The following is a 23,646-nucleotide window of genomic DNA, read 5'->3' on the forward strand; positions in this document are numbered from 1 at the left end:
TAAATATTTCTACGCGAAAGCTATATAAGTTGCACTAAAGAAACGGAAGTAGGTGGCCGGAGTGTGAAAGGATTCTGGAGACTCCGGGAACAACAGCGATCGGAAGAACCTTTCACACGCACGCCTGACTTTCTTTCGTTCAACTTCTATACTTATGGTTAAACTGCTGCCGCCTCTGCTGCGTTGTGACTGCACTCGTCTGAGCAGTATCCGTTATGCTCAGCCTCGCATTCCTCACAGCAAATATGCTGGAGATGACAAGGGTCATGAGCGCAATTGATATAGCGGTCTTCCGGCTTGCCGCAGTGATGGCACTTGCCGACTACGACATCCTCATCGGTATGGTTGATCGGCACAGAAATCCGTTCGTCGAATACATAGCATTTGCCGTCCCACAGATGTCCTTTAACTTCTTCATCCTGACCATACGTTACAATTCCGCCTTCAAGCTGGTATACATCCTGAAAGCCTTCCTGAATGAGAAAACCGCTCAGCTTCTCACAGCGGATACCGCCGGTGCAGTAAGTAAGAACAGGCTTGTCCTTGTAATCTTTCATATTCTCACGTATCCACTCCGGAAATTCCCGGAAGGAATCGACCTCTGGCCGAATAGCGCCGCGGAAGTGGCCAATATCAAATTCATAGCCAGTGCGGCCGTCTAGTACAATAACATCATCACGCTGCAAATATTCATGCCATTCTTTCGGCGAGAGCCGTTTGCCGCCGATTACATTCGGGTCCAGTTCGGCCTCGTCATAACGGAAAGTAACAAGTTCTTTCTTGTAGCGGACAAATATCTTCTTGAAAACATGCTGGTCCGAAGTATCAATCTTAAACACAATATCCGATAAAAGCGGATTTGCCCGCAAATCATTCATATATTTCTCCGCTTGCTCCGGCGTCCCGGAGAGCGTGCCATTAATGCCTTCATCCGCGATTAGAATCCGGCCTTTAACCCCTAATTCTTTGCAATATGCAAGATGCTCTTGCGCGAATTGCTCCGCGTTGTCCAGCTTGACAAATTTATAATAGAGCAGCACTGTAAATGCCGATTTATTATCCATTGTATGTCACCTTTTCTATAGAAGTTTCATAGCTTAAACAGCTCAAAAGATATTGTAACATAACGTGTCGGTTTAACAAGTGCGGAATTTTCAACATTCGGTGACATTCCAGTATTTTTCCCAAAATATATAGAAACGCAAACAAGGAGGAGAACCATGTTTATTCAATCGGGAAGATTATGCATTCGTCTGTTCCGGCATAATGACCATACCGAGGTGCAGGGCTATGCTTCAAACCCGGATGTGATGTTTTATATCCCCGGCGGCGCCCTCGATGAAGCTGGTGTTCGTTCATTTCTTGAAGAAAATATCGTATCCGCTCCCCGAAATTACGCTGTTGTACAGGCTGAGACGGGGGCGGTTATCGGGCATATCGTCTTTCACCCGTACTTTGGTCAGCATACGTATGAGATCGGTTGGGTATTTGATCCCCGTTACTGCAATCAGGGCTATGCGACTGAAGCTGCCCGTGCGGTCATGGATTATGGTTTTTGCAGATTGCATCTGCATCGGATCATTGCGACCTGTCAGCCGGACAATATTCCGTCCTGGCGTGTGATGGAGAAGCTTGGCATGCGTCGGGAGGGTTTCTTCAAGCAATGTATACCTCGGGGCGACGGCGGGTGGTGGGACGAGTATTACTATGCGGTATTGAAGGAAGAGTGGGATAAAGGGAGTCTGTTCGACCGCTGAACGGCATATCCGCAATCACTGGCCGGCGGTCGGTTTGTGGAACCAGAGGCGGTAGCACAAATAAGCGGCAAGTACTGCACAGGAATATACGGCAAGGACAAGCAAAGCCCGTCTCCAATCTGTGAACAATTGGGCTCCCAAATAAGAAAAGAGCAGCATCGCCGGAATTTTTCCGAGGGAAGAAGCGACAATGTAGGTAGACAGCCGTACAGATAAAAAGGCGGGATAAAGATTGACAAGTCCCTGCGGGAAAAATGGAATTAGCCGGGCAATAAAGATAGTCAAAAAGGGACGCCTCTCAATCATTTGTCCAATTCGTTCGGCTTGTTCAAAGCGATTGATATAGGCGATTGCTCTCTCACGAAATAATTTTCTTGCCGCCAAAAACAACAGGATGGACGCTACGGACACCGCAGCCCAGCTAATCAGCGCCCCGGATAGCGGACCATATTTGAAGCCAAGTGTCCCGATAATGAGCTTGTAGGGCAGTACCGGAAATATAGCAAGAGCCACGGCAACCGCAAAGACAAGCCCGATTGGCGGGTACTGATGAATCAGCCAATTCGACAGTTCTGTCCGATAATAGAAAAACAGGGCAGCAATCCCCAGATAAATGAGTCCGACCTTCCATAACCTCATGTCGCATACCAGCCTTGTCCGTTTCACGGATGCTCGGCTGAGTTGGGCGGACGGGCATCCGTGAAACGTTCATTTTATTTTCTCTATTGTACTATTTCTCTTTCTTGTGCGGCAACTAAGGAATATACATGGCTGAATTATCTCGGTTCACTACTGAAGCCGGGATATTTGACAACGGGCCATTTTTCCTTGCGCAGTGCGTTCAGAAGACTTGATGAGGCATGGAGATTGTCCCGGACAAGATCGCGCGGCGTAAGCGCCATCCATTGGTTCAGCGAGATGTCCTCAAAACGGCTGCTCTTGAACATTTCCAGAAACCACAGGCTGTCCTTGCCGGTGTTCTGGATATAATGTCCAAAGGCAAACGGCACATAGCCGACGTCGCCGGCTCGATAATTAAACGTGCGAGCGGCGCCATTACCGGCAAATACTGTCATCCGGCCTTCACCTGTCAAGTAATACTGCCATTCATCATTGTTCGGGTGCCAATGCAGCTCCCTCATGGCGCCGGGATAAATCTCTACTAGTGCAGCAGCAATCGTCTTGGAGATGGGGAAGTTGGTGGAATCCACAATCCGCACCGTACCGCCCGGAGTCTTGATGGGTTCTTGTGCAAACAGCTTGTGAGTAAAGCTTAGCGGAACGGTTCCATAAGGAGATTCAACCTGCTGGCTTGCGATTGAACCGGGCACCTCATCTTGAAAAATATATACTTGCCCAGACGGAATCCCGTCAAAGTTGCTTTCGGGCACTCCGAAGTTGGCGGACAGTACCTCTCTGGGCGTATGTGCGAACCAGTCGGAAATCGATAGCGTATTCAGATCCGAGAAATTGCCGTCGTCGAAAACCAGTAAAAATTCGCAACCCTCCTCCAGACCTTGAATGGAGTGGGGGATTCCGGGTGGAAAATACCACAGATCGCCCGGACCGACATCATGAATAAAATTTCTCCCGTTCTGGTCGACGGAGGTTACCCTTGCGTTCCCCAACAGCATATAAGCCCACTCCGCCTGCTGATGCCAATGCAGCTCCCGCACACCGCCTGGAGTAACCCTCATATTGACTCCGGCCAGTGTAGTTGCGATAGGCAGTTCCCGCACTGTAACTTCTCGCGACCACCCCCCTTGATTAAGCTGCATATGAGTATCCGAGAATGAAAACTTCAGATTGGGAATCAGCCCGGCATCGGTCACCGGAGGCACCAGCATATCCGGGTTTTCCAAATCCCGCATTACGTCGCGCGGCCCCAAATCCGTTGCCCCTGCGCCATCGCTTTTGCGGATTGGCTGAGGGATGACAGGACGGCTATGACGCTCCCCGGCATTTTCAGACATCCAACAACACCTCCTCTACAGTGTTTGACACGCTCAATGAAGCAGTCTATTCGCTAGGCGGCTGCCTTAGAACTTTGTTTGAAGCTTTGGAGAGTAGGCGTTTTTTTGTCTTGTATTAAACCCCAATTCATTCCAAATATCGGCTTGTTCTATTCTGGAAGGAAGTGTATGCTTACCTATATGCAAGTCTTACATCGGAAAAGGAGTCTGATGAATACGCACCGTAAATCTGAACGTGGCATTATTTTTGATATGGACAATACGCTGTTGCAGTCTACAATTGATTTTCAGGCCATGAAGCGGGATTTGCTTGCAATGCTCATTCTCCATGGCATCGTGAAGGAGGATTTTCCCGCTCAACACCATACATCGTCGATGCTGCTGGACTACGCCCGGCAGCAAGGGATTACCAGCGAACTGGAGCGGGAGCTGCTGGCAAGCATTGCCCGCCATGAGTATGACGGCATGCAGGGTGTAGGGCTTGAGCCCGGAGCGACAGCGCTTCTGACAGCCCTATATGGAGACTACACGCTTGTACTGGTAACCAACAATGCTTTGGTCGCGGCAGAGAGCGCGCTGCATTCCACCGGCATACATTCCTGCTTCGATTTAATTATAGGGAGGGACCAGATGGAGGCGCTGAAGCCTTCTCCTTCGGCTTATTTGCTGGTAAAGCTACATTTTCCCCGGATTGCCGACCAGAACTGGATTTCTGTAGGGGATTCATGGATTGACGGCAGGGCATCGCTTGATGCGGGCGTCCCGTTTGTCACTTACAAAACAACAGCAGCCGAAATGAAGGAGAGGGGAGTTGTCCCGACAGCAGCCATCCGCCAGTTATCCGAGCTTCCTGCTATTATTCAAGCTCTCATGGAGGGAGCAAACGACGGATGTTAATTGCTTTCTCGCGAACTCTGCCTATGAAAGCCGCCATAGAACGACGGTTTTTCGTACAACCATGTCATTTCATAGAAGCAGGAGGCGGATTTTGCGCTTCCCCGGGAAATGAAACGGAGGAAATATTTCCTGCATCATAAAGCTTGGGCAGCAAGCGATTCTTATTTTGGAGGAACCATGGATTCGATTACACATACTTTGTTCGGACTAGCCTTGTACGGAACGGTGAACAAGACCGATATGAGCCGGAGGCAAAAGGCAGCTCTGTTGTTTACAACCGTGGTCGGCTCCCAGATTCCCGATATGGATGTGATTTCACAGTTTTGGGATACAACCGGGCGCTATCAAATGTGGCACCGCGGGATTTCGCATTCCTTGCTGATGGTTCCGGTCTGGGCGGCTTTCATTGCTTTGTTTGTCCGGCTTGTGTTCAAGGAAAAAGGGTGGCGATGGTTCAACATGTCGCTCCTGGCTGTCTTTATTCACGATACAAGCGATACTTTCAATGCATGGGGCACAGGTTATTTTGAACCGTTGTCTTCGGCGAGACTGACGCTCGGTACCATTCCTATTGTCGATGTTGTGTTCTGGATGATCATGCTGGGCGGTTATTGGACAGCCCGTATTATTAAGAAACGGTATCACCGGTCGCCTCATCAAATATACCGGATTGTCTGGGCGTTGATGATTGTCCATGCGGCTGCCCAGACAGGCCAGGGCATGGCATTGCTTCATGAGACGAAAGATCAGTATGATCAGTCTGTGCTGGCAGCCGATTTTATTCCGGGTGTGTTCACGGTAGTTGGCAAGAAAGACGGCATTGTTACGTTGCAAAAAGGGTCCATATGGACAGGGCTTGCACCGATAGCGGAACTGGAGTCTAAGGAAGACAGCGATCTTGAAGTACTGTTCGAGCAAAATCCGAAGGCTCGCACGCTTGTCGAGTGGTCTCCGTTTGTCGTGATTGTCGATGACGGGACAAAGCTCGGTGTGTTCGACCCCAGGTTTTATCGTAAGGGTGCTTCATTCTTATATGAGTATATAGACATTAATTAATGTTATTAATTATGGCTCAAAACTAAAATTAGTGGTTGCCCTCTAGGTGGAGGGAACGCTGCGTGGCAGAGGATTCTTCCGATCGCTGTTAAAGCTCGATTCCTTGATTATTAATTATTAATGACATTAATTACAGCTCCACATAAAAATTGCTGCTTGATTAGTGCTGGACAGGAATCCTCTGTCCCGTAGCATTTTCCCTCTCTAAAGGTTGCGCACTACATTTGGTTTTGGGTCTTGAATTTTATATGGATTGTTATTTGCCGCAAAAGGAGTGGATGTATCCATGAAACTTACGGAAATCAAAGCATTGACTGATACCATTCGAAACCATGTGAGCAAGGTGATTGTCGGGAAGGATGAGGTGATCGACAAACTGCTGATTGCGCTTATGACCTCGGGTCATATTTTGCTCGAGGATGTGCCGGGTACGGGGAAAACGATGATCGCCAAGGCAGTGGCGAAATCCATTGATTGTGATTTCAAGCGCATTCAGTTTACACCGGACCTCCTTCCTTCGGACTTGAGCGGCATCCAGTTTTTTAATCAGAAAGCAAGTGAATTCGAGTTTCGGCCGGGCCCGCTGTTTACTAACATTTTGCTGGCGGACGAGATCAACCGGGCAACGCCAAGAACCCAGTCGAGTTTGCTGGAATGTATGGAAGAGCGGCAGGTTAGTGTGGACGGCCAGACTTATAAGCTCAACCGGCCATTTCTGGTCATTGCCACGCAAAATCCGGTAGAACATCAAGGAACCTTCCCGCTGCCGGAGGCACAGCTTGACCGCTTTCTGTTCAAAATTCGGATGGGCTATCCGACTATTGAGGAAGGTCTGCATATTCTGAAGAGATTCCAGACAGCCAATCCGCTGGACAAACTGGGGAGTGCTGTTGCTGCCGAAGATATTGTACGCGCGCAGGAAAGCTACACACAGGTGACCGTTCATGATGATCTGCTGCTGTATATGCTTCAAATTGTCGAGGAAACACGCCGCCACAACGAGCTTGCTGCAGGAATCAGTCCGCGCGGAAGTCAGGCGCTGCTGCGTGCCGTCCAAGCGCAGGCAGTACTTCAGGGGCGAAGCTTTGCTACTCCGGATGATGTAAAAACAATGGCAGTGCCGGTACTTGCGCACCGTCTGATTCCTGCCGGCTTCCAGCACGACCGAAATCAATTCAATGAACAGCTCATCAATAGCCTGCTCCGTGAAATACCTGTGCCTGCCGAAGCTGATCCGCCGGGAAAATAGGAGGTCGGGATGAACATTCACTGGATTTTATTGATGGCGCTGTTGGTCAGCATTGGGCAGTCGGCCGTTTACACATACTGGGGAAAACGCCGGCTCTCGTACAGCCGCAGCTTCAGTACGGACCGATGCTTCCAGGGGGATCAAATCGAAATGGTGGAACAGATTGCAAATTACAAGCTGCTTCCACTGCCCTGGCTTAGGGTGGAGTCGTTGCTTCACATCGGATTGCGGTTTGAGCGGCAAGCGAATCTGGAAATTAGTGAAGGGCAATTTATGCAAAATCATAAAAGCTTGTTCAGCCTGCTGCCTTATACCAAAATTACTCGACGCCATAAAATCACCTGCGTAAAACGCGGCGTTTACCGGATGGACGCGGTATCTTTGACTTGCGGAGACGCGCTTGGCATGAACAGCACATCAAAGCGGATTCATGTCGGCTCCGAACTGAAGGTATACCCGAAGCCGCTGCCGCTATCAGAGCTGTCATTGCCCACGCAGAGCTGGCATGGGGAGCGAATTGTCAAGCGATGGATTGTTGAGGACCCCTTCATGACGGCTGGTACCAGGGAATACCGCTATGGAGATTCCATGAAAGGGGTCAATTGGAAGGCGACGGCGCGCACGGGCGCGCTTCAGGTGCACAAGCGGGACTATACTGCGGACAACCGGCTGATGATCGTTATTAATATTGAAGATCATGAGCGGATGTGGAATACGGTCAAGGAACAGCAGCGTGTCGAATGGGCGATTTCCTACGCGGCGGGAGTTGCGAGCTATGCCGCTAGCCAAGGAATGGAGTTTGGCTTCTTGATCAATGCCTGTCAGCTCGATCGGAACAGGGAACCTGTCCGCATGGAGCCGCAAGGCGGACAAGCTCAGCTCAAGCGGCTTTTGGATACGATGGCAGAGCTGCTTATAGAGCTGTCCATGCCGTTTGACGAGCTATTGCAAAAGGAAGCGGAGATTGTCCAACAGCGGGTGGGTTACCTGGTCATTTCCGCATTTTTGAGCGATTCAATCAGCAGTCAACTGGACCGTCTCAGACGAGCGGGGCATGATGTGCAATGGCTGCCGCTCAGAGGGGAGGCCGTCTATGACAAGAATGCTTAGGGTAGCCCGGAACGCGGCTTGCCAAGGGTTTGTGGAATTTCTGCTTTATTTCCCGGCTTTGCTTGTTATTCAAGTCTATCTGCTTCATGGTTCCGGATGGTCGGCGCTGCTGTTGTTGCTTCTTCTTGCGCTCAGCTATGGGTTGGGAAGCTGTGCAAGCAGCCTGCTGAAGCTGCGGCAGCTGTATCGGCTGTTGATCTTCTGTATTGTCGGCGGCGCAGCTTTGTCTTATATAGTCTATGGGGCGGGTTTGTCCAGCCTCGGTTCAGCAGGAGTGCTCATCGGTATTTCTTTGTACCGGGGCGCCAGAAGCGATCAGGCTGCCTGGGGGGAGCGTTTCCCGTTAGGCGCTTATTTCACGGGACTGTCCCTGTACTTTATCGCATCAATTATTTTCGGTTTTGTCCAGGAGCTGCAGCCGTACACCTCGCTGCTTCTTGGTTGCGGCATTGCCTCGCTTGTCGCCGCAATGTATATTTCCAACAGCCGGATGCTTTGGATTGAGACGGCGAGTGGGGAGGCTTCGGCATTGCCAGCAGGTGTCCGCAGGCATAACCGGCTACAGATCGGCCTGCTGCTCGCGGCTGTATTGCTGCTCACCTTTCTTCAGCGCTTCGATCGGGTGCTGATTTGGCTAAGGGACTGGATACAAAGTCTGTTTGAAGATAGAGGGGAGAGCGCGACGCCAGAGCAGACGCCGCTAGAGCCAGGGCCGCCCGAGATAAGTCCGTTGATCCCGGGCGAACCGAGAGAGCCTTCCGTGCTACTCATGTATCTGGAGAAGCTGTTGAGTGCCATCATCATGATCGCTCTGGGTATCCTGCTGATTTGGCTGCTCTATAAGGGGATCAGACGGGTGCCTGGGGCAGCTTCCATAATTCGCCGCTGGCTTGGCCGGTTGCTGAACCGGCAGCGCGGCAGTTTCGCTCATGACGGGTATGTCGATGAAGTCGAGACGGTACTGGACTGGAACGGGAGTAAGCAAGGTAAGGGACGGAAGAGCATCGGCAAGAGGGGCAGAGAACGCTGGCAGGAGGATATGGGCGCCAATGACAAAGTTCGTTTCCTGTACAGAGTCTGGCTTCGCCAAAAGCGGAAAGAGGGTTATGAACGGCTGCCGTATCAGACACCGAGGGAGACCCTTGATGAGTTGCTTAGAAGCGAGAGTGATGAACCTGGCCTGGCTCATCAACTGACGGATATGTATGAGCAGGCGCGTTATAGCGCAAATGAAGTTCCGCCCGAGGAAATCCGGCGTATAAAGGAAAAATTGATTTAACTTTGAAATCAACGTTTTCCTCGCTGGAAGACGAATCATAATGTAAGTTATGAGCTTTGAAATTTAAACTGTGAATTTTGAAAAGAGATAGTCATGGTTTAATCACATAAATATTTTATGGCACTAATTTTATTCTATACCAAGATGTCCGGTGCGTTAGACAATTTAGAAAAAATGAATTGTTGTAAGGCGTCATTTTCAAGCAGGACATTGGTGAAGAATGTCGAAAAAGAAAGTATAATATCAAGGTACAAGCAGAACGAGAGCATGGCTTCCTTTAGAGTTGGCAGGTGTAAAAATGGAAAAATATCAGCTTGCTTTAATTGCAAGATTGAAGGAGCAATTGGAGCTCTGGCTGGAAGCTGAACAATGCCCGCATACGAACCCGGATAGACATTCGGATCAACAGTCGGTAGCTACAAGCGATGAGCTGTACCGGTTTTTGCATACCATTCGCGGAACTTCAGGTACGATCGGGCTGTCCCGTATCTCGGAAGAAGCTGCTTCTCTGATGAATGCGCTCGAACTGCAACCGCAGGATGAATGGCCGCGAAGTGACTTGAAACAATTCTTGTCACCACTGGTTGTGCTTGTACAAGGAGAACATGCTGCCGCTCCTGTTAAGGTGGATGCAGGCAAGGCTGGGAGCAACGTAAAAGGGAGTCTGTTGCTTGTCGATGACGATGAAGCCATTCTCGCTTACCTGACGGAAGAATTGGGTCGCAGAGGATATGGGGTAACGGCAACGACCGACCCCGCGATAGCGCTGCGTCTTGTACATACGAGCAATCCTGATGCGATGGTGCTGGATTTGCATTTGCAGATGAGCAGCGGGATCGATATTATGCTTGCTGCAAGGGAGCAGGCGGCGGCTGTACATACTCCTGTCCTTATGATGAGCGCGGACATGTCGCCGACCGCCCCTGTTCAGGCGCTGCGGCTCGGCGCCGATGATTATATCGTGAAGCCGCTGCATGCGACAGAGCTTGCTGCACGGTTGGAGCGTCTGTTGCTGCGCAAACGTGTTGCGGAGGAACTAGCGTCTGTTGACAGCTTGACAGCGGTCTTGAATCGGACGCAGCTTCCCGAGCTTTACCGTGAGGCTGTCTCTGCCACGGGGAATACCGGACATGACGGTTTCTTGCTGATGTTTCAGCTCGCAAATCTGGAGCAAATCAATCTGACCTGGGGAGAAGAAGCGGGCAACGCTGCGCTGTCCGGATTGGCTCAATGTTTGAGCTCCAGGCTCTCTGGCGAGTCTGAAAGTGAACTGCAGGCGGTGGTTCGCTACAGCGGCAGCCGTTTCATCGTTTTGCTTCGGGGGATGGAAAAAGAGGCTGTGCAAATTTATATTGAGCGGGTGAAACAGCGTCTGTCTACTTTCTGGCCGGAAGGGGAGGATAGGGGTCTGATTACGGTCGTGTATACGCAGATGGAGCCTGCGTTGGAGGCGGCAAATGAGACCCTGCATGGCTTGCTTCGGCTTAGCAGATCTGCCAAGGAAATCGCGGAACGGCCAATGAATGAGCAAGCAGACAAAGGCTGCATCCTAGAATTTGGATCATGATGGAGGGTTAATGATTTTATGAAAAAACTGCTGTTGGCAGAAGATGAGCCGATATTGCGGATGCTGGTTGTCGATACGCTGGAGGATGAAGGCTACAGCATCGACGAGGCGAGCGACGGTGATGAGGCTTACCAGTACATTACATCCGGGGAATATGACCTGGTCATTCTGGATTATATGATGCCAAAAATGACGGGGATTGAAATTATTGAAAAGGTCAGACAGCTTCCCGGCAAAGAGAATGTCAAAATTTTAATGCTCTCCGCCAAGAATCAGCAGGCGGAGCAGGACAAGGTGCTGGCGGCGGGCGCGGACGGTTTCATGTCCAAGCCATTCAGCCCGCTGGATCTGATTGATAAGGTGGAGGAGATGTTACGTGGCTAAATGGCAGCATTATTTACGCAAGCGGATTACCCGCCGCTTCAGTTCAATGCTGCTGCTGTCCCTGCTGCTTATATTGGCAGGCGCAATCTTTATGCTGTGGAGCACCATTCAGATCTTGCAGAAATACGAGCTTAAGTCCAATGATATCCGGACCAAGCAGGAGCTTGTTGTGGAGATCGGAGATTATTCAAGCGAAATCATTTTGCGCGCCAGGGGCTATTATGTTTATTTAAACCAGTTTGAATACAAAAAGTTGTTCGAAGCGAAAAGAGAGCTTGAGCAATATATAGCGGATTTCAAAAAGCTTGAATTTACGGAAGAAGAGGATCGGCTCATTGCCGGAATTGAGAGCTTCTTCACGGATTATTTTGATAATCTTTTGCCGGGGGCCATAGCGCTGGCTGAAAAAGGCGACTATGAAGGCTTGCGCAAGTTTGTTCCTTCGGGGGAAGCCAATCCGGTCAACGAACTGATGCAGTTTTCCAAAGAATTCGAGCGCAATGTCCAACTTATCGCTTCAAACGCCAATGATAAGCTGCTCCGCGACCTGTCGTTTCAAGGCATTCTATTTATCATTTATATATGTCTTGTGCTGTTGCTGTCGCTTTATATCAGCCGCCGTGTCGCAATCGATATCGGTCAGCCGCTTGGTCAGCTTGCGCAACAGGCCGGTCGATTTGGCCGAGGGGATATTATTCATCTGGAAAACCTTGATCGCGAGGATGAGATCGGTGATCTTGCCCGTTCCTTTAACAGCATGATGGTCCAGATTCAGGCCAAAGAGGAGGAACTGCTTGCCCAGAACGAAGAGCTGATTGCCCAGCAGGATGAGTTGCAGGCGCAGCAGGAGGAGCTTCAACAGGTCGTCGAAACGCTGGAGGAAAATGAAGTTTACTTGACCAACCGGAACGCTTTCATTCAGGCGCTCGCCAATACGTTGGACAAAAAGGAACTGCTCGACAGCATTATACAAAACCTGGTGCGGTTTAGCGACTATGATAAAGGGATTCTGGTTCTGCTGGATGCGACTCGCGATTATGCGGCCAGCGGTGTGTCCGTTGCGGCGGCAGCCAGGTTTATTGAATCGCTTGAAGACAGCATGGCGGTAAGGGCTATCGAGATGCTGGCGCCATACAAGCATGTGCGCGATGCGTCGGAGGGTGAGCAAGCCTGCCATGAGAACATGCAAGCAACGGACCTGTACGTTCCGATTATAAATGGACAAAAGACCGTCACGGCGATACTGCTGCTTACACGCATTGGCCGGACGATCACCCGGCACGAAGAGAGCGACATGTTGAACTTGGCCCGTCAGGTCTCTCTCGCCCTGGACAAACTGGTGATGTATGAGGAAACCGAGCGACAGCGGCAGTTGACGCGCGATATGCTCAATACGATCCAGGAAGGTATTCAGTTTATGAATATGCAGGGGGAGACGCTGGAAGTCAATGACAAGATGATGGATTTGTTCCAGTTCTTCCGGAAGGGCGGGCGGCGCTTGCCGCTTTCGCTTGAGAAGCTGCTTCAGGAACTCGAGGGAAGTGTGATTGGCGCTGGTGTTCTGACTTCTTTTATCAACCGTATTGTTGCGGGGGAGCCGACGGTTTCACAAAGTATTCAATATGAAATCAAGCACCCTGTCCAACGCTTTATGCAGCTTTATTACGAGCCGTTGTACAGGGATGGTGTCCAATTCGGGCTGCTGCTTGTTCACCGTGATATTACCAGGGAGTATGAGGTGGACCGGATGAAATCCGAGTTCGTGAGCACGGTCAGTCATGAGCTGCGCACGCCGCTGGCGAGTGTGTTGGGCTTTGCCGAGCTATTGCTGCATAGAGAATTAAAGCCGGAGCGCCAGCGGAAATATATGTACACCATTCATCAGGAAGCAAGGCGTTTAACGACATTAATTAATGATTTTCTTGATCTGCAGCGAATGGAGTCCGGCAAGCAGACCTATGTTGTAGAGCCTGTCGAGCTGACGCCGCTAATTCGAGAGGTTGTGGAAATTCAGCAGTTGGGTCATGATAGCCACAATTTTGTATTGAACCTGGATGAATCGTGTACTGTGCTCGGAGACCAGGACAAGCTGCGCCAGGTCATGACGAATCTGATCAGCAATGCGGTCAAGTATTCGCCGAGTGGCGGCGAAGTTCGTATTGCTTGTCGCTCCATCCGCGGCAAGGCCATAGTGGATGTCCAGGATGAAGGTCTTGGCATTCCGAAGGATGCGCTCCCGCAGTTGTTTACGAAGTTCTATCGCGTCGATAATTCGGACCGTAGAGAGATTGGGGGTACCGGTCTTGGCCTGGCCATCGTGAAAGAGATTCTTCATCAGCACAAAGGGGAAATTTCCGTTGTCTCCGAGCAGGGCAAAGGAAGTACATTTACCATTTCGCTGCCGCTGCAAGAACGGGAAGAACATCCTGCCGATCCGGAGGCTGTCGAGTTGATCCGCGAGTCTGCCCCGACGGTTATGCTTGTGGAAAATGATCATAATCTCTCTCACATGCTGCGCGACGAGTTGCTCGCTAGCGGTTACCGAGTGGAACTGTTCACTGAGGGACGCCTGGCGATTGAGCAAATTGAGCAGATCAAGCCCGATGTTGTCGTCCTGGATCTGATGCTGGAATCCGGTATGAATGGTTGGACTGTGATTGAGCATATGAAAAAAAATGATCTGTTTATCAATACGCCGATTATTATTTCCAGTGCGTTTGAGGAGAAAGACAAGGCGGTCCAGTGGGGAATCCGTGACTTCCTGGTCAAGCCTTATTTGCCAGGAATGCTGTCCGCCTCTGTACAGCGCGCGCTATCCAAAATAAAATGATTCATAGAGGGCGATTTGGGGTAATAGTACCCGAAGCGCCCTTTCTTCAAACAATAAGGCTGACGCGGAAAAAAGTAATCTGGAAACTATTGCGCCGTCAGCGTGAAGCTTCACGGACTTGGAGATACGCCTGACGTTCCGGCGAGGCTGAATTTGCGGAAGGGATGTTCGCGTTACAGAATGAAGGAGACTTGGCAATGAATCGCTTTAAAAAGCGGCTTGGAAAGCTTCGGGAGCATGACCCGAAGCTGCTGATCGCTGCATTTATAGGGCTGCATGCTGTATTTTTATGTATCTGGCTGGAAACCGGTTTGACATTGTTTACCGGTCTTGGCCGCATCGCTGATTTTGTTCTGCTGATTGCTGTTGCAGCTGTCGGAAATCTGCTGGTATTTGTTATCATGTTTATTGTGAGTTTCTTGCTTGTATTGCTTCCCTGGAAGCTGCCTGTGTACTTTATCGGGAGCATTGTCAGTATTTTTGCCGTGTTCCCGCAACTGTTTACGTACTCGAATATGAGCTGGTCAGGGGCGTTTATCCTGACCGCGACGTTGGCCATATTCGGCATCTTGGGAGGATGTCTTTTTTATTTCGTCATTCTTCCGATCAAGCGAATGGCTCCCCGCACCCTAACACTGATGCTTGGACCATTAATGCTGCTTGCCCTGTCTCTTGGCTTTATTTATTATGGCGGACTTCAGGCAAACGGGGCGGTTCCTGTCCTGTCCGAACTTCAGCCAACGGAAACGGTGTCCGATGCCAGCGAAATGGAAGATCGGCTCGTCCCTCCTGTAGCCCAAGGAAGCTATCCGGTGCAAACCTTTACCTACGGGAGTGGTACAGATGCCCGAAGAAGCGAGTTTGGCCGCCATGCGGACTGGATTTCCCAGACGGCAGATGCTTCTTCCTTTATAAAAGATTGGAGCAGGCTGCGAACGGTTTATTGGGGATTCGATGAGACACGGCTGCCGGTGAACGGCAGAGTCTGGATGCCGGAGGGCGAGGGGCCGTTTCCTCTGGTGTTGATTATTCACGGCAATCATAATATGGAAGATTTCTCCGATGACGGCTATGCGTATTTGGGAGAGTTGCTCGCAAGCAGGGGATTCATTACCGTGTCCATCGATGAGAACTTCGCCAATTATTCAGCGGTGTCCGGCATCCCCTCGGAGGATTACGCGCTGCGGGCGTGGATGATTATTAAGCATTTGAAGCAGCTTGACGAGTGGAGCGATGATCCCGAACATCGACTGTATAATACAATTAATTTTGACGAAATTGGGCTTATTGGTCACTCCCGCGGCGGACAGGCGGCTGTATTGGCAGCCGGATTTGATGATTTCTATGAGCAGGCCAGTCGGAAGGAAGTACTCACCGGCATTCAATATCCGATCAAAACCGTTGTGGCGATTGCCCCCACTGATAAAAAGCTGGAGAACAACTTTCCCGAGCTGAAAAATATCAATTATTTCGTTATTCAGGGCGCCTATGATTCCGATGTCAACACCTTTGACGGTGATCGCCAGTATGACCGTGTTTCCTTTGAGCCAAGTGAAGCGGATCAGGATTTTTATATGAAAGCTTCTTTGTATGTGGAGCAGGCCAATCACGGCCAATTCAATACAAGCTGGGGCAAACATGATATCAAGCTGCCGTTCCGAATGCTGATGAATACGAAGTCGATTATGGCGGGGGAGGAGCAACGCTTGATCGCCAAGGCATACATTGCCGCCTTTTTGGAGGCGACCCTGTACGGGCGCAAGGAATATATCCCGATGTTCAAGGACTGGCAAACAATTGGTGATATATTGCCGCCAACGAATTATTTAAGTCGGTATGATGACTCCGAGATGCTCCCGCTCGCTGATTACGAGGAAGATGAGAATCAGGAGACAACGACCCTCAGGAAAGGAAGTCTGGCGGCTAAAAATTTGGCGGAGTGGGGGGAAGAAACCAAGCGGAACCGGGTTGACGGCTCTCGCCTGAATCGGGCCGTCCGGTTAAGCTGGGAGCATTCGCAGGGCAGATACAGTCTCGAAATTCCCAAGAGCACGGCATTGAGACTGAACAACGCTTCGGAATTTGCTTTTTCCCTGGCCCGCGATTCCGGCGCAGTGTCCGAGGGTCAGGAGGAGCTTGATTTCTCCATACAGGTTACCATGAAAGACGGAACCTCTATCAAGCGCTTGCTGAGCGACTTCAAAGCTATACAGCCTGTATTGGTCAGTCATTTTCTGAATGTAAAGCTGCTTGAGCCTTTTATCCGCAACGGAAAGCTCACTCCTTCGGCCGAGTCGGTCTATCAGGATTTTTTCATTCCGCTTAACGCGTTCAAGAGGGAGGACGGTCGAACTGTGGATATAACGGAAATCAGAAGAATTGAATTTGTATTCGATCAGACGCCATCGGGTACGGTTTGGTTGGATGATATTAGGCTGGATCAGTTGTAGAGGCTGTGCTGTAATCCCGTGTGGAGGTCAGGAGAGCCGCATATGAAAAGCTCAAGCGCCAACGGCAGTGCCTGTTAGAGACAGCACTGCCGTTTGGCGCTTTTGCCCGTCCAAGGACGGCAAAGCCGTTTACGCTTGTTTCAATTATTAATCGATCCGCTAATCCTTGATATGATCAATGGCTTCGGCCATTGTTTTGTCGGTCAGGTGCGCATAGATTTGGGTCGTCTCCGGGGAGGAATGTCCCAACTGTTCTTGTGTTTTATACAGATCATTGCGCAAGTAATAGTCAGTGGCAAAGGAATGGCGCAGTTTGTGAACGGACAGGTACGGTTTGCCGAAGCGCTTGGCATATTTGATGACCATTTCCTGAATTGCCCGCTTCGTCATGCGGGAGCCTTCGGTTTTGCCGTTGGCAATCGCCAGGAACAACGCCTTTTCCCGCTTGGGCGGACGATATTCCCGATCTCGCAAGGCGAGATAGTCATTCAAATCATCGATGGCTTCCTGACGGAAGTAGACCGGAGTTTTGAATGTATCGTCATTTGATCCTTTGCGATATACATAAGCGAGCTTTTTCTTCAAATCAATGTCATCGAGATTAAGATTTACGACTTCGGATACGCGCAGGCCCGAATTGAGTATGAGAATTATGATGCAGGCATCCCTCACCTTATTTTTCTCATAAGAGTACAGCGCTTGCTTGTTGCCGGCAGCATCGATTGGGTACTGGCTTTTTATATAATGAATAAATTCATAAATTTCTTCTTCCTGCAGCAGCTTGCCTTCAAGCTTGGCGGCTGTATCCTTAGGCTTATGGGTCCGCTTGATATGAACCTTTGCCATCACATTGCGCTTGAGCAGCGGGTAGAATTGCTCATCTTCGGCAATCTGACTCAAATAATGGAACAGTGAGCGAAGCGAAGAGAGCTTGCGGGATATTGTCGTCCGGTTGTTCGTCTCCGCTTTGAAGGTTGACAGAAACATTTTATAATGATCAATGCTGTCCATATGCAGCCGCTCCAAATCCTCCAGCGGAATATCCTTAATCGCTATTGCCTCAGTTAAGCCTTCGGCCATCAGCCAGTTCATAAAAATTTCATAATCCCGCACATATTCGAGCAGAGAGGACGGAGACAAATCGGGCAGCTTATAATGAATGAACTTCTCTACATACCAGGGCATAGCCGGAGTTCGCTTGTCTAGCTCTAAGCGGTCCTTTACTTTCAAAATGTTCAAGTTAGCTCACCTCCATTCCTATTGTAGCAAGCGATTCCCGCGGCTGTATACCCTAACTTTACCAAGGCTGATCGGGGGCTATATCTAGTATAATGGGAGATGAGCGCCTCACAGTGCTGTTAACGCATACATACAGGAGGGAATTAGAATGGAAAGGAAGATTCCGACCAAAGAAGAGCTGCTCGCCATTCTTGAGCAAATCAAGCAGGAAACTGCTCAGGAAAATCAGCGGAAAACGGTATAGGGAGCGGAGTAGTCTTCAGTGTGCCTGTTTGCGAGCGGAGATATCCGGTTAATCGTAGACAGGCACTGTTTTTTTGCCAGGCCGGTTGCGCTTGTTGTAACGATTTTGCAACCTTTGGCGCAAGTGCATCGTCAGTATTTATAGAAACAAAAAAACCACCTGTGACGAGGTGGTTGCGGGGAGTATACAGGTTACAGCAGGATGTTGCGGAGCAAGTAGACATAATTCCAGTTATGTCTACTTGGCTAAAGCACTCTGCGTGCGGTAACAAATTTGCTTTTCCAATAGACATTATCGATATCTGTAATGGTTACACCTTTACCGGAAGCGGCATGAAGCATCTTATTGTCTCCTATGTAAATTGCAACATGGCTGATGCTTTTTCCATTTGTATTGAAGAACATCAAGTCCCCTTTGCTTAAGGAGCTTTTGCCTACTTTTTCCCCAATTTCAGCTTGATCGGACGACGTACGGGGTAAAGAAATATCACTTTGATTGAATACATATTGTACAAAGGAAGAGCAGTCGAAAGAACTGGTCGTTCCGGAAGAGCCATACCGATATGGAGTTCCCAAAAGATCTTTTCCCGTTGAAATGATTTCAGTAGCTTCGGACGTAGCGGCGCTGACTTGGTTGGACGGACCAAAAGCGAAAGCAGCGAGTCCGATGGATGTACACAAGCAGGTCATAATGAGTTTACGGTAAAATTTTTGTTTCAACATATTCCCGGTTTTTCCCTCCGTTTGTTGTCGAAGTATGAAGACTTCATGCTGTTCATGGAGCCAAGAATAACTATACCACATAAATTTTTTACACAAATTTACAGTAAGAGTGAAAACGCGGTCGTTACAGCGTTCCCCCCTGATTATGAGATTCCAATGAAAAATTTCTAATATTCTAATTCTGGTTTACATGCAGAATTCTCATAAATAATAGAAGGATTTTATGGGATCAAAACCTAAATTAGTGGATGACCTCTAGGTGGAGGAGACGCTGCGTGGCAGAGGATTCTTCCGATCGCTGTTAAAGCACGATTCCTTAATTTAGGTTGAGCCATTTTATCACTTCTAAGACCAATTCCGTTGGAAACTGCTTTAATTCGCAATTTTGCTGGGTGGTTTGTGAAATAGGTTAACATATTTAAAGTTATGTAAACCTATTTCATTTTTCATGTAACGCATGAGGTGTATCTTGCAGTTATCTCTCTCCATGTAAATTGTCTCATAGGACTTTAATGCTGTTCATGTTCTGGGTCATGTATGGCCATGCGAGAAATTCAGCAGCTTGAAATGATTAAATATCCCCCGCTGCTCTGAATATGGCATCAGAGCAGCGGGGGATATTTTAAGTCTTTGTCTATCTCAGTTACATTGTCGTTTTTGGCCTCCTACATCAAATCCACATAATCGCTGACATCTCGTTCTTTTTTCATCATCCGGCTCAAATAATTATCCTTCGTAATTTTCGTGCTGGAATGATCCAATGTCTCGGATATCCAGTCGAGCGGTGCGCCCTTGGCAAAAGCAGTCTGGGTAAAATAATGCCGCAAGTAATGCGGTGTAATGCGATTCCCGTGAACAGTAGTAAGCCCGGCCTCTTCCATGGATCGGGACAGAGCAGTTGACAGACTGGACAAGGAATAACGCTTGCCAAAACGGTTCGGATAGAACGGGGAGTTGTCTCGTCCGTTAATATCCGTACTCATCCCGAGCCTGTGCCGATACTCCAGCAGTGCTTCCAGCGCGTAATCTTTGATATGGGCATGACGCAGCTTGTCCCGCTTGGTACGGGTGCGCAAATAGTAGCGTCCGCGCCGCGCATCATAATAAAGATCGCCCCAGCTCGGTGTGATAACCTCATTTAACCGTAATCCGCTCGTTGCCAGAATAAGCAGCAGGGACTTGATTTTCGGATGTTCCCCATAGTAGTCAATCGCTTGCCGCAGATCCATTTCCTCAATATCATGATCCGGGATTTCTTCGCGTTGTTTATGAACGGGCCGAAGTCCACGGGCAATATTCTTAGACAGATAGCTTTCCTCGTAACACCATTTTAAAAACGACTGCACAATAATAACCTTCTTGCTAAGCGTGGTACTCTTCTTCGTCCTTCCCTCCAGATTAGTCTGGAACATTTCCATATCCAACCGATTTAATTCCCGAATATCTGTTTTTCCGATATCTTCTGTATATTGAAGCAGGTAGAGAAGCTCTCGCATATATTCCTTCTTCGTGCTAATCTTGCGTCGCTTGTCCCGGTGGTGAATATACAGATAAATCATCCCCAGATTGGAGACAGCAGAGAAGTTGTAATTGCCCTCGCGGTCTTCGTCAGCGGAAATGATTTTCATGACGCTGATGACATGATCATCTTCCAGCATCATGGGGAGCAGCCGAGGAGATTGAATAGCGTGAGCAGGGGAGTTGCCGCTTATCAAATAGGAGACGTCATCCCCGGGTACCGGCGGAATTGTGCTCATGCCTCTCATCTCCATTTCATTTTCATTTTCATTTTATATGCCTACCCTTTAGTATAAATAAAAATAGAATCTATGAATAGATACATATAAAAATAGAATTCGTCTATTCTCTTTTTAATCAGATATGACAGTTAATAAAATTCAAAAGTTCAGTTTAATCTAAAATAATAGTACATTCTTTTTGATTGAACTAAATTATCTAAATCATATTTATTAACTAATAGTGAATTTGAAGTTTAAGTCTGAATTAGATTGAAATTAGAAAAGAAATTCGGCACTTTTTACTTTATGAAATAGCAATCAGATTGTATAATAGAATGACGGCAATAATATAGAAAGGCGGAGATGCATCTGATAAGCGGGCCGCAAAGCATATACCTGGACGTCACCCAGGCTGCTGAAGCATTGGGAATTACTGCGACGTCTTTATATAAGATTATTAATCATGCCGATCCCTCCAAACGACTTGAGCCTGTGAACCGGATGACTCATCGCGGTGATGGGGGATATCGTTTTCGAATAGAGGACGTAGAGCGGCTTAAGGGATTGTATACGAAAAAAGACCTTACTTCTGCTGAGGCCGCGAAAAAGATTGGCAGGTCGACAACCTTTGTCCATAAACTGCTGCATGACGGAAGCTTGGCCTATTACGAGGGAGAGTACCGGGGCAAGCGGACTTACTTTATAGAAGAAACAGAATTGGAACGCTATGTGCAGGAAAACCCGGATGCGGGCAAGTACGAGACAATTTATGATAAGAAAAGCGGACTTTTTCTCTATCAGCCGTTTGTGAAGGACGGAAGCAAGGCACGGCTGGTAGAATTAAAGCGGGTCAGCAACAGGCGAGTCGAGGCGACTCTGCAGACAGAGGACAATGAGCGTCTTCCCTATAAAGAGGCTGTTGTCGGCGGATGGCAGCCGGAGTTGCAAATTTCTGACCGCAAGCTGAATACAGCCTACGGCTATGCGATGTTCAAGTTTCCTATCCCGCGGGGCATTGATTCCTTCATCTACACGATAATCGAAGAAATGTTCAAACATATTGGCCCTGTCAATATGAGGCTCCATGTCGGGCAGGACCTTACGGTAGAGGTCCGCAAGTCGGTACTGACGGGGATTTTGCCCGAGACGCATCCGGATTTTATCGATAAGCTGAGGCTGTTTTTGCGATCGGGGGAAATCGTTGTCAAGTATGATGGCGTGTTAATTGATACCGGTCTGTCACCGATTACTGTCTATTTGCCGGATGCGAAAAAACAGACGCTGCTGCGTCTGGCAGAGAGGGAGAATCAGACCGTGCAAGAGTGGCTGGAGGAAAAGCTGGAGCGGTTTTTTCAATAAAATCCAGATCGCTGGAACGAAGACTGATTTCCGTTTCGAGCCTAAATGGGCAGTCGGTAGTGAACAAACCGCAAGAATTTCTTTACCACTCATTCTCGAAATGTTATGGTTAGGTAGACAAAGGAGGGAAGCCGGGTGGCAAGGAGCAAAGAGTTTGAAGAAATTGAAGTATTGGACAAGGCGGTCCAACTGTTCTGGGAGCAGGGGTACGAGAAGACGTCCATAGCCGATCTGGTGGAGCATATGGGCATTCACCGTAGAAGCCTATATGATACCTTTGGGGATAAGCAGGCCTTATATATGCAAGCGATGAATCGGTATGGCCAAACTATAAATACAACACTTGAATATAGGATTAAGGGCAGTGAGACGGCAAGAGAAGCAATGGAGTCTATTTTTGATTTCATGATTGAGGATTTAGATAGTGCCCCTGCGGGATGCATGTACGTCAATACAGCCGTTGAACTTGGTTTGCGGGATAACGCTGCCAATGAAATGACGACCAAAGGGTTTATACGAACCGAGCAATTGCTGGCTAGAATTATTCGGCAAGGGCAGGTGGCAGGGGAGTTTGCAACGAGCCGAGATGCTGATGAACTTGCTGAATTGCTTCATAATGCCTTGATTGGAATACGGGTATGGAAGAGGACTTCTGCAGATTTGAAAAAGCTTCATCGTATTGCGAAGCTGTCTATGGAAATTTTGGACCGGTAGCTCGACAAGCGTGTATTGAATGTCTATAAGGATAAAAAAGGTTGCAGCCAAGCTGCAACCTTTTTTTTATCGCGAAACGACTCTCGGTTTCTCAAAACGGGAACCGGCGTATATGAATGATGTAGTCATGCTTGAACGCCCAAGTCTCGAGGCCGTCCCAGAAAGATTCGCAGACAGCAACAGTTCGCGGCGGATCATTCAAGCAGCCGGACATGACAAGCTCTGCAAGCTGATCGAAACCCGCGGGCCGATCCGGCATCGTCAATGCCTCAGGCATAACCAATGCACCGGTCGTGAATCGCTTGCAATTATGGAGTCCGATCAGCATTGCCCCATTGTGAGCCATCTGCATCGCCAGGTACGGTAAATAAGCAAAATTGTCTTGCATTCCGGCATTTCTTAATTTCCCAACAAGCTCCATGATTTCCCCAACGAGAACCTCTTCAATAGCCAACTTGAATTCCATAGGGGAGACAGACTCAGCCGTTTTCCTCAGACGAGGGAAGAACTGTTCAGGATCATACAAGCTGAGCACGTGAAAGTATGGACCATGGGTGAGCGGCCATTCGCCTTCAACAACAGCCGCCTCATGAAGAAGTGTATCTGCTGTTCGTACATCGACTTCTGCTTTCCAGGAGCCCATTGACCATTCATAGGAGCACTCATCGGCTTTTTCATCCGTGTTTCGCAATACGCAAAACATCTCGATGTCTGAAAAGGGCGCATCTGTGCCTCTCGCCATAGAGCCGTAGACCCCGATTGCAAGCACTTGCTCGCCATACGTCCGGTGCAGCCGTTCAGAAATGATGTGGCAATTTGCTAATCTTTCATCATGAGTCAGTTGTGCGGGTTCATTTCGATTCATTTTCATCTCTCCCAATGTTATGATGAGTGTTCAGAGAATGAAAAGAAATGGTGGACCTCGTGATTAACGGGGAACTTTTATCTTGGGCATTTTGTTACACCCCCTTTGAGTATTGACTCCTTACATTCCAAATTGTATTATGTTTCCATTTTGAAATCAATAAGAACAAGCAGCGTATCCGGAGTTCTTTTCTTCGAAATAATAGTTAACTT

The 23,646-nt window shown here is 48.8% G+C and carries 19 protein-coding genes; 12 read left to right on the plus strand and 7 right to left on the minus strand.

All coding sequences use genetic code 11. From position 1 onward, the window contains the following. Positions 1-158: 158 nt before the first annotated feature. Positions 159-1,064: an oxygen-dependent tRNA uridine(34) hydroxylase TrhO gene (gene trhO / locus JFN88_RS01270; protein WP_199017476.1), complete on the minus strand. Its 906-nt coding sequence runs from the start codon at positions 1,062-1,064 to the stop codon at positions 159-161. A 156-nt stretch (positions 1,065-1,220) separates the two neighbouring features. On the opposite strand from trhO, the gene JFN88_RS01275 reads away from it, so the two are divergent. Further along, the gene (locus tag JFN88_RS01275; RefSeq protein WP_199017477.1) at positions 1,221-1,757 is read left to right on the plus strand and encodes a GNAT family N-acetyltransferase; all 537 of its coding nucleotides are present in this window, start codon (positions 1,221-1,223) and stop codon (positions 1,755-1,757) included. A 15-nt stretch (positions 1,758-1,772) separates the two neighbouring features. Here the strand turns inward: JFN88_RS01275 and JFN88_RS01280 are convergent, their stop codons facing one another. Together JFN88_RS01280 and JFN88_RS01285 are read right to left on the minus strand one after the other, a co-directional pair. Continuing rightward, positions 1,773-2,396 carry a TVP38/TMEM64 family protein gene (locus JFN88_RS01280; protein WP_199017478.1) on the minus strand — a complete coding sequence of 208 codons (624 nt, stop codon included), beginning with the start codon at positions 2,394-2,396 and terminating at the stop codon, positions 1,773-1,775. Between the two features lie 137 nt (positions 2,397-2,533). Further along, positions 2,534-3,730, minus strand: a complete 1,197-nt coding sequence (locus JFN88_RS01285; protein WP_199017479.1) for an oxalate decarboxylase family bicupin — start codon at positions 3,728-3,730, stop codon at positions 2,534-2,536. 210 nt (positions 3,731-3,940) lie between these two features. Here JFN88_RS01285 and JFN88_RS01290 point away from each other — a divergent pair, with 210 nt between their 5' ends. The 9 genes from JFN88_RS01290 to JFN88_RS01330 all read left to right on the plus strand — a co-directional run bounded on the left by JFN88_RS01290 (position 3,941) and on the right by JFN88_RS01330 (position 16,552). Then, positions 3,941-4,627: an HAD family hydrolase gene (locus tag JFN88_RS01290; RefSeq protein WP_199017480.1), complete on the plus strand. Its 687-nt coding sequence runs from the start codon at positions 3,941-3,943 to the stop codon at positions 4,625-4,627. A 177-nt stretch (positions 4,628-4,804) separates the two neighbouring features. Beyond that, on the plus strand, positions 4,805-5,683 hold the full coding sequence (locus JFN88_RS01295; RefSeq protein WP_199017481.1) for a metal-dependent hydrolase: 879 nt from the start codon (positions 4,805-4,807) through the stop codon (positions 5,681-5,683). Positions 5,684-5,969: 286 nt separating this feature from the next. Further along, positions 5,970-6,932 carry an AAA family ATPase gene (locus JFN88_RS01300; RefSeq protein ID WP_199017482.1) on the plus strand — a complete coding sequence of 321 codons (963 nt, stop codon included), beginning with the start codon at positions 5,970-5,972 and terminating at the stop codon, positions 6,930-6,932. A 9-nt stretch (positions 6,933-6,941) separates the two neighbouring features. Further along, a complete protein-coding gene (locus tag JFN88_RS01305; protein WP_199017483.1) occupies positions 6,942-8,042 on the plus strand; it encodes a DUF58 domain-containing protein in 1,101 nt (366 codons plus the stop codon). Beyond that, complete coding sequence (locus JFN88_RS01310) at positions 8,026-9,321, plus strand: DUF4129 domain-containing protein (protein ID WP_199017484.1); 1,296 nt, start codon at positions 8,026-8,028, stop codon at positions 9,319-9,321. Before JFN88_RS01305 ends, JFN88_RS01310 begins: the two co-directional genes overlap by 17 nt. 298 nt (positions 9,322-9,619) lie before the next feature. Next, positions 9,620-10,888, plus strand: coding sequence for a response regulator (locus JFN88_RS01315; RefSeq protein WP_199017485.1), 1,269 nt, complete (start codon positions 9,620-9,622; stop codon positions 10,886-10,888). Positions 10,889-10,906: 18 nt separating this feature from the next. Continuing rightward, positions 10,907-11,272 (plus strand): response regulator transcription factor, encoded by a 366-nt coding sequence (locus tag JFN88_RS01320; protein ID WP_199017486.1) that lies wholly within the window; start codon positions 10,907-10,909, stop codon positions 11,270-11,272. Next, complete coding sequence (locus tag JFN88_RS01325) at positions 11,265-14,102, plus strand: ATP-binding protein (RefSeq protein WP_199017487.1); 2,838 nt, start codon at positions 11,265-11,267, stop codon at positions 14,100-14,102. Before JFN88_RS01320 ends, JFN88_RS01325 begins: the two co-directional genes overlap by 8 nt. Before the next feature lie 197 nt (positions 14,103-14,299). After that, positions 14,300-16,552, plus strand: coding sequence for an alpha/beta hydrolase family protein (locus tag JFN88_RS01330; protein WP_199017488.1), 2,253 nt, complete (start codon positions 14,300-14,302; stop codon positions 16,550-16,552). Between the two features lie 159 nt (positions 16,553-16,711). Here JFN88_RS01330 and xerS read toward each other — a convergent pair whose 3' ends face one another. The 3 genes from xerS to JFN88_RS01345 form a co-directional block, all read right to left on the minus strand. Next, positions 16,712-17,791, minus strand: coding sequence for a tyrosine recombinase XerS (gene xerS / locus JFN88_RS01335; protein WP_199017489.1), 1,080 nt, complete (start codon positions 17,789-17,791; stop codon positions 16,712-16,714). A gap of 489 nt (positions 17,792-18,280) precedes the next feature. After that, positions 18,281-18,757 (minus strand): C40 family peptidase, encoded by a 477-nt coding sequence (locus JFN88_RS01340; protein ID WP_199017490.1) that lies wholly within the window; start codon positions 18,755-18,757, stop codon positions 18,281-18,283. A gap of 665 nt (positions 18,758-19,422) precedes the next feature. Next, positions 19,423-20,514, minus strand: a complete 1,092-nt coding sequence (locus tag JFN88_RS01345) for a tyrosine-type recombinase/integrase (RefSeq protein WP_199017491.1) — start codon at positions 20,512-20,514, stop codon at positions 19,423-19,425. A 345-nt stretch (positions 20,515-20,859) separates the two neighbouring features. Between JFN88_RS01345 and JFN88_RS01350 the strand changes: the two genes are divergently transcribed. Next, the gene (locus JFN88_RS01350) at positions 20,860-21,855 is read left to right on the plus strand and encodes a helix-turn-helix domain-containing protein (protein WP_199017492.1); all 996 of its coding nucleotides are present in this window, start codon (positions 20,860-20,862) and stop codon (positions 21,853-21,855) included. A 135-nt stretch (positions 21,856-21,990) separates the two neighbouring features. Continuing rightward, a complete protein-coding gene (locus tag JFN88_RS01355) occupies positions 21,991-22,569 on the plus strand; it encodes a TetR/AcrR family transcriptional regulator (RefSeq protein WP_199017493.1) in 579 nt (192 codons plus the stop codon). 91 nt (positions 22,570-22,660) lie between these two features. Here the strand turns inward: JFN88_RS01355 and JFN88_RS01360 are convergent, their stop codons facing one another. Beyond that, positions 22,661-23,434 (minus strand): ANT(4')-I family aminoglycoside nucleotidyltransferase, encoded by a 774-nt coding sequence (locus JFN88_RS01360; protein ID WP_199017494.1) that lies wholly within the window; start codon positions 23,432-23,434, stop codon positions 22,661-22,663. Between the last annotated feature and the right edge of the window lie 212 nt (positions 23,435-23,646).

Origin of the sequence: Paenibacillus roseus (assembly GCF_016424485.1) — a bacterium.
GTDB lineage: Bacteria > Bacillota > Bacilli > Paenibacillales > Paenibacillaceae > Paenibacillus_D > Paenibacillus_D roseus.

Bases quoted from the DNA above. Each gene is read 5' to 3' on its own strand.
- trhO (WP_199017476.1), bottom strand. From the start codon at position 1,064: ATGGATAATAAATCGGCATTTACAGTGCTGCTCTATTATAAATTTGTC.
- JFN88_RS01275 (WP_199017477.1), top strand. From the start codon at position 1,221: ATGTTTATTCAATCGGGAAGATTATGCATTCGTCTGTTCCGGCATAAT.
- JFN88_RS01280 (WP_199017478.1), bottom strand. From the start codon at position 2,396: ATGAGGTTATGGAAGGTCGGACTCATTTATCTGGGGATTGCTGCCCTG.
- JFN88_RS01285 (WP_199017479.1), bottom strand. From the start codon at position 3,730: ATGTCTGAAAATGCCGGGGAGCGTCATAGCCGTCCTGTCATCCCTCAG.
- JFN88_RS01290 (WP_199017480.1), top strand. From the start codon at position 3,941: ATGAATACGCACCGTAAATCTGAACGTGGCATTATTTTTGATATGGAC.
- JFN88_RS01295 (WP_199017481.1), top strand. From the start codon at position 4,805: ATGGATTCGATTACACATACTTTGTTCGGACTAGCCTTGTACGGAACG.
- JFN88_RS01300 (WP_199017482.1), top strand. From the start codon at position 5,970: ATGAAACTTACGGAAATCAAAGCATTGACTGATACCATTCGAAACCAT.
- JFN88_RS01305 (WP_199017483.1), top strand. From the start codon at position 6,942: ATGAACATTCACTGGATTTTATTGATGGCGCTGTTGGTCAGCATTGGG.
- JFN88_RS01310 (WP_199017484.1), top strand. From the start codon at position 8,026: ATGACAAGAATGCTTAGGGTAGCCCGGAACGCGGCTTGCCAAGGGTTT.
- JFN88_RS01315 (WP_199017485.1), top strand. From the start codon at position 9,620: ATGGAAAAATATCAGCTTGCTTTAATTGCAAGATTGAAGGAGCAATTG.
- JFN88_RS01320 (WP_199017486.1), top strand. From the start codon at position 10,907: ATGAAAAAACTGCTGTTGGCAGAAGATGAGCCGATATTGCGGATGCTG.
- JFN88_RS01330 (WP_199017488.1), top strand. From the start codon at position 14,300: ATGAATCGCTTTAAAAAGCGGCTTGGAAAGCTTCGGGAGCATGACCCG.
- JFN88_RS01340 (WP_199017490.1), bottom strand. From the start codon at position 18,757: ATGTTGAAACAAAAATTTTACCGTAAACTCATTATGACCTGCTTGTGT.
- JFN88_RS01345 (WP_199017491.1), bottom strand. From the start codon at position 20,514: ATGAGCACAATTCCGCCGGTACCCGGGGATGACGTCTCCTATTTGATA.
- JFN88_RS01350 (WP_199017492.1), top strand. From the start codon at position 20,860: ATGCATCTGATAAGCGGGCCGCAAAGCATATACCTGGACGTCACCCAG.
- JFN88_RS01360 (WP_199017494.1), bottom strand. From the start codon at position 23,434: ATGAATCGAAATGAACCCGCACAACTGACTCATGATGAAAGATTAGCA.